The following is a 4,378-nucleotide window of genomic DNA, read 5'->3' on the forward strand; positions in this document are numbered from 1 at the left end:
CTGGATCTGTTCCTGGATTAGTAGTATTATCTTCTTTCTTATTGACGAAAGTAAACTCATATACAGCTGAATCTTTAATTGTCACATATAGAATTTCATCACTTTTTATATATCCTGATGGAGCTTTCGTTTCCTTAAGTGTATAGTTTCCAAATGGAATACTTTTGAACATGACAATACCTGTAGCATCTGATACTGAACGAGCTACTTCTTTACCATCTGAAGCATATAACGTAAACTCTGCTCCTGCTAGCGGAGTTCCATTTTCATCTGTTTTCTGAACCTTCACGTCGCCTTGAGCTGGCATAGGTGGAGGAATGACGATTTTATAGTTTTTGACATCTTCCAGTTTGTATATTTCACCTTCTTTACCGTCTACCGTTACTTTCAATGGTTTGCTCAATATTTGATAGCCTTTTGGTGCTTTTGATTCTTTAATCGTGTACACACCATGCTCAACATCTTTAAAATCAACTAAACCATCTTCATTAGATGTAACCGTACTTCCAACTTTACTGTTATCTTCTGCAAATAGCTCAAATTCTGCTCCAGCTAATGGATTGCCTAGTTCATTCGTTTTTATAAATTGAATGGAACCTTTCGTTCTTTCATTCATCATTTCATATGGCTGAGCTTGTGTTACTCCTTGAGCTGATTCTTTTGTTACCTTAACATTCAATACTTGTTCTGAAAGATTATATCCCGTAGGTGCTTTCGTTTCTTTAATGACATATTCTCCTAGAGGTACATTTTCAAATGTAACCATTCCATTTTGGTCACTAATAGCTTGTCCAACAGGTAATTCAAACGCTGTATCTGCTTTATAATATAACTTAAATTCTGCTCCTGAAAGAGGTTGGCCGTCCTTACCTTTCTTCATGAATTGTACGGCACCTTTGATTCTTTCATTTTCAAATAGATAAGGAGTTGTTTCATTCGGATGTTTTTCTTTGCTATCTAATGTAAACTCCAATGGCGTACTATTTAATTGATACCCCTCTGGAGCCTTTACTTCTTTTACAATATACTTTATTCCAGATCTTAAACGATCAAATGATACTTGGCCTTTAGAATCTGATGAAACGGTTCTAACAAACGTCTCTTCGCCTAACCTTGGATGCTCCATCCATAGTTCAAATTCGGCTCCAGAAAGTTTCTCTTTTGTATCTTTATCAACTTTCTCTATTTTAATGGTCTTCGTATTACCTGCTCCTGTGCCACCCATACTTGCTTTATCAATCACGTAATTATTAGATTGACCTGTTAAATCGCTACCTGTTCCGTTGAAGGTAACAGAGTTCGAGTACGTACCTTCTTTCATTACATCTGTATCGAAGACTAGAATATAAGCACTTGGAACACTTGTAGCTTTAGCAGGAAACGTAAAATCAAATTGACGGGTCTTCCCATCATATTGAATATTACCGTCTTCTAATTCAACTTCTGCACCTTTCATTAAAGCGCCAGTCTTAGGATCAACTGTAGCTGAATACAATTTAACAGAGTCTATATCTAACTCTAATCCCTCTTGTAACGTATCTTTAATGGTTGCCCCTGCTGGAATCGTAATATGATTTGGATTGACTTCAACCTGCCAAGTGATCGATTTAGCCCCTTTGTTAAAGTCACCTTTTTTAGAAACGATGTTATTCTGAATAACTGTACTTGCTTCATTACTTGTAACCGTACCAGGTATTTCGTCCGCTTCTATTGTTGCCGTATTCGTTACGTTGATTTTTCCGTTTGTTTTAAAAAACTCATCAGGGTTGGAAACTTTCGTTTTGAAAGTAATATCAAACTGGTCTTTTATGACTTGATCTTTATTAGCATTAAAAATTAACGTTTTACCCTCGTTTGAAAATGTTCCGATGTTATCAATACTCGTCTTAGCTGAACCTTCTACATATTCGAACTCATCTGGTATCGTATCTTTCACAACAATATTCGTTAACGACATTTTATTTTCGTTGACCGTCAATTTCCATGTAATCGTACGATCTTCATAATTGTAGCTTTCCGCTACTGCTTTTTTAATAACATTACTTGTAACTTGTACAGGGACTTCACCAGTAGAATCCGTAATATTATCATGTGTTAGTGTAGCCGTATTATAGTAAGTCGACTGATTATTCGTGGCATTATGATGGTTGCTATCTACTATCGTTTTAAAAGTGATAATTTGATTTTCATTAATATCCCCTAAGTTACATTCAATCGTTTTACTCGCCTCATCATAGGTACATACATTATTCGGTGATAGAGAGCCTTGTACAAATGTTTGTCCCTCTGCAATCGTATCTGTTAATTTTACATTCTTCAAAGGAACTCCATCATTATTGATAGAAATCGTCCATGTAATTTCTTTTGAAGAACGGTCATACGTTCCACTTTTTGAAATTCGGTTAGGTGATACGCCGACACCTGTAGTAACAGTAGCACTTCCATCGACCACAGCTGTTCCAGTCAAAACAGCAGTATTAGTGAAGTTTTCTTTTACTCCAGTGATAAGGAAATTTTGATCTGTTACTTCTGTTGTATACGTAATTGTATATTTTTCAGAAATAGTATCTTTGAATGTAAATGTAAATCGGGTATCACTTGTTTCCAAGTTTCCTAAACTTGTAGTTACATCCTGATCGCCGTCCCAGATCTTCACACTGTCTTGAACAAGTTTCAAACCTTCTTGTAATGTATCTTCAATTTTCAATGATCCATCTTGATTTTTAATAGTTTGTAAGTGTTCATTTATCGTAATGGTCCAATCAATTGTTGTAGCCCCTGAAGATGATTTAGTAGGTTCCCCTGTTTTTTGAAGGATATCTGTCAGTACAGTAACTCCCGCTTCATTAGACTCAATTGGATCTGCATAACCATCCGGTTGTATAGAAGCCTTGTTTTTATATGTCTTAGTTTTATCCTCTGCAGGAAGCTGATTATCTTTAATCTTCGTTTTAAAAGTAATTACTTTTGTCGACTCTTTTGCAATTGAATCGAATGTATAATTTAATGTTTTTCCGTCTTTACCTAAAACATTTGCATCATCAATTGAAGCAGTCCCTACTTTAAATGAACCTGCCACATATTCTTGGTCCTCTTGAATAGAATCATTAAACACTACATTTTTGATATCTTCATCGCCTGATTTAATATGTACTTTCCAAGTGATGATATTCGTTTGTTTATCAAATGCAATAGACTCTTTTGAAATTGATGGGTTTACTTTCTGTTTCTGTTCAAAATCTAGAGCAATTACTGTCGATTCACCTTTTATATCAAATATAATAGGAACCGGATTTTCATCGCCTATTTTCTCTTCAACGAACTGCGCTGCAAAGAAAAAGGATCCCGTTACATTGTCTTTCTCTACATTTTCTGAAAAGGTAATCTTTACTTCACCAGCACTAACCACACCAGTTCCATAAGATATTTTCCCTCCGTCTCCTTCAAGCTCAAATTGTCCTTCAAGTGACTTTAATTCATCTGGTAACTTAAATGTGAACGTGTCACCTTTATAAACAAATTTGCCTTCAGGAATCGCATATTTAAATTCCAAAAATACTTTGGAGTCTTTTTTGATAGATTCTTTTGACGTTAAATCTATATTATGCTCATCATTTAACATAATACTTGTGATGATATTAAAGTCTAACTCTTCAGGTTGACTGTCTGGCTGTTTTGACTCTACATCATTCTTTTCATCACCTGATGCTGATATTGTTTCATCTTCTGGTGTTGGTGTCATCTCATCATCTGATGTTGATATTCCATTACCAGATGTCGTTATCGTTTCCTCACCCAATGTTGAATTTGTTCCTTCACCCGGTTTTTCATCTCCAGATGTTGTCATTATTTCTTCATCCGATGTTAATATTGATCCTTCTTCTGATGTGGTTGTTATTCCACCATCTGACATTGACGTTGGTACTATGTCAACATCTGAAGCCGATGGTGTGACAATCCCTTCCGCAATGACTGTAGGTACAATCATAGTAAATACCAATAAAACAGTAAGCAAAAAGGAAATCATTGACTTATATTGTTTTTTCAATTCTCTTCCCCCTATATGTTTACACAAAAAAGCGACCTTACCCTAGAGCAGTGTCAGTTATTTTTGCATATAAACTTGATAAGTAATTTAGAAAATAGTAACATGCATAATTGTTAGCATTTGCACTATATTAACTGTATAAAAAACTACCCAACTTAAGGAGTATACATTAGATAAGTAATATGTTCTAATTATTTGCATTCTTTTTTTGAATAGCATGTTATTGCACCATCAAATATAGTTAAATAGCCATATAACATCTATTAACTATTATTTTAATAAAGTGAAACTTTAATCGGTGGGGGGTTTCGTTCATCCCCCACCGATTAT

1 protein-coding gene is annotated in these 4,378 nt (G+C 34.9%); it reads right to left on the bottom strand.

The genetic code is table 11. The features are described from left to right. A partial coding sequence (locus V7014_RS20915; protein ID WP_335509953.1) for a SpaA isopeptide-forming pilin-related protein occupies positions 1-4,048 on the bottom strand: 4,048 nt, incomplete at its 3' end. Between the last annotated feature and the right edge of the window lie 330 nt (positions 4,049-4,378).

This window comes from Bacillus sp. JJ722 (assembly GCF_036963345.1).
Lineage (GTDB): Bacteria > Bacillota > Bacilli > Bacillales > DSM-1321 > Bacillus_AD.